Raw genomic sequence first — 2,023 nt, 5'->3', positions numbered from 1 at the left:
TTGGTTTGGGAACAGCGGCAAAAAGCGGTGTCGTTCAGACAACAGGTCAGTCTGAAAAAGACGTTATCAGCCAAAAGGGAGCAACAGATAACTTTGCTTTAAAGAGCCTTTTTGATCACTTTGGTGGTGCAACGCTGATGTTGAGTGGAGGCCGGGATTACTCTCTGCAATTGAGTGATTCAGGAGTCTTATCTCTTTACAGCTTAGCTCTCAATAAAATGGTTATGTCGTGGTCTTCATCCGGGGAGTTAGTTGCAGGAACTATCGGGTTTGAGCATGTAAAGGAGCTGAAATCAGCGGCTAAAAAAGACGTGGGTAACAGCGCAGGTCAGATACCGGATATGAGTTATTTCGAACTGTCTGGTATCGGCACTGATAACATGATTGCAAAACTCCCTAATGGTCTGATTATCCAGGTATTCCGTAGAAACATTAGTAACAGTGCGTCCGTCGGCGTAGCTACCATAAATCCTGTTACCTTCCCGACGCCATTTCCGGGGGCTGTGTGGGGTGTATTTTGTACAAAAATGACCTATGCACAAATTAATACATCCTGTGAAAGCGTAACAAACAGCGGGTTTAGCGCCACGACTTGCGCTGTTTCCGGTGTGGCATCAACAACCTTATCAAGCGCTGTTTTCCTTGCCGTTGGGTACTAAATATGAAATTAAATAAAGTTAATTTTATCTGGGATGTAATTAATGTTCGTCTTCTCGCTTATTTACTCAAAGATGAGTATGAAGCTGCCGGAATGTGGCCTGAGAATGGCATCGATGTTTCTGATGAGGTATCAGCCGAATTTACCGGACTGCCACCGGAAGGAAAAACTATTGGTGTGGGTGCTGATGGGATGCCAGCGTGGGTGGATATTCCACCACCCACACGGGAGGAGTTGATTTCTGCCGCAGAACAGGTTCGCCAGCAACTACTGGCCCATGCCGACGCTGTTATGTTGGATTGGCGTACAGAACTGATGCTGGGGGAAATCAGCGACGCCAACAGGGATAAACTGTCGGCGTGGATGACCTATAAAAACGAGGTTAAAGCGGTTGACGTGACAGCCGACCCCGAGCATGTTAACTGGCCTGTTCCCCCGGAGGTGTAGGCCATTCAATATCTGGTGCACTTGAGGCATCTACCGATTCCAGTATATCCAGATAATCCAGCCACAAGTTGTATTGCGCCAGTTCGTCACCTTTCAGCCGACCAATTGCTGCCTTACCGGGCCACTGCTTACTGTTGACGTATTCAGTGGCTTCATTAATCAGGAGACGTTTTTTATTCTCTGCCGCACTGATAGCGGACTCTTTTGCTGTTATTACCGTGAAACTACCCATTTAATATTACCTCGCGAGTCAGCATTTCACTCTCTTCAGCATCAGGACCATAGAAGCCAATTAATTCTACGATGATCTCTCCTGACTCCTTTCTGGCCTTCAGTACAGGATTGGGGGTTAACACAGATACAAAATCGACCGCGATATCGCCATCATTCAGGATGCTAAAATCGAATGAATCGGCAACATCATCAACTTCAATCGTTAATACATCACCTTTTGCCGACACTTTCATAACGTAATCAGAACGCTGCGGGGTAAAGATTGCTTTCATCAGAACCATCTCCCAACTGCTGTATATCCAAGGTATGCCGCTGCATTTTGCACATTGCTGATCAGCGCCAGTGAGGTCCCTGTCAGTGAACTACCGCGAACGGAAGGCCATGAAGATGTACCACCCGATGATAGTGGAGCGGAGGGTGCTACGGCTGGCTTGGTGCCAACGAAAGTTGCAGGAAAAGTGAACACAGATTCAGTGGAAAAATATAGGTTTGTCGTCCCACCGCTAGGGTTGCTTGTTATGGATTCAACCGACCTGGTAAACCAGCAGATTAGTGTTCCATCGGCGAATTTTGTGTACTCACCGTTTGAGTTAGATCCTCTCTCAATAATTGCCCCGGTCGGAACTCCCCCTGACTGAGATACTGTTCCTACGACATCAGCTTTAGCAGCCGTTCGCAAACCAA

3 protein-coding genes and 1 pseudogene are annotated in these 2,023 nt (G+C 47.1%); 2 read left to right on the top strand and 2 right to left on the bottom strand.

The genetic code is table 11. The features are described 5' to 3' along the window. Both OGX99_RS00880 and OGX99_RS00875 read left to right on the top strand, forming a co-directional pair. A partial coding sequence (locus OGX99_RS00880) for a gp53-like domain-containing protein (protein WP_438503129.1) occupies positions 1-659 on the top strand: 659 nt, incomplete at its 5' end. Between the two features lie 2 nt (positions 660-661). Next, positions 662-1,105: a tail fiber assembly protein gene (locus tag OGX99_RS00875; protein WP_286542321.1), complete on the top strand. Its 444-nt coding sequence runs from the start codon at positions 662-664 to the stop codon at positions 1,103-1,105. Here OGX99_RS00875 and OGX99_RS00870 read toward each other — a convergent pair. Together OGX99_RS00870 and OGX99_RS00865 are read right to left on the bottom strand one after the other, a co-directional pair. Next, positions 1,077-1,307 (bottom strand): annotated as a pseudogene (locus OGX99_RS00870) (tail fiber assembly protein); the annotation flags it as partial. The gene OGX99_RS00875 and the pseudogene OGX99_RS00870 sit on opposite strands and share 29 nt — an antisense overlap. A gap of 22 nt (positions 1,308-1,329) precedes the next feature. Next, positions 1,330-1,611 carry a hypothetical protein gene (locus tag OGX99_RS00865; protein WP_146053427.1) on the bottom strand — a complete coding sequence of 94 codons (282 nt, stop codon included), beginning with the start codon at positions 1,609-1,611 and terminating at the stop codon, positions 1,330-1,332. Between the last annotated feature and the right edge of the window lie 412 nt (positions 1,612-2,023).

The organism is Citrobacter sp. Cu096 (genome assembly GCF_030332285.1).
Classification (GTDB): Bacteria; Pseudomonadota; Gammaproteobacteria; order Enterobacterales; family Enterobacteriaceae; genus Citrobacter; species Citrobacter meridianamericanus.
Note: the sequence above shows the minus strand (reverse complement) of the source record. Positions and strands in the feature narration are given on the sequence as shown.

What these genes read in the sequence shown, in the direction of transcription:
- OGX99_RS00875 (WP_286542321.1), top strand. Translation starts at nt 662, where the DNA reads ATGAAATTAAATAAAGTTAATTTTATCTGGGATGTAATTAATGTTCGT.
- OGX99_RS00865 (WP_146053427.1), bottom strand. Translation starts at nt 1,611, where the DNA reads ATGAAAGCAATCTTTACCCCGCAGCGTTCTGATTACGTTATGAAAGTG.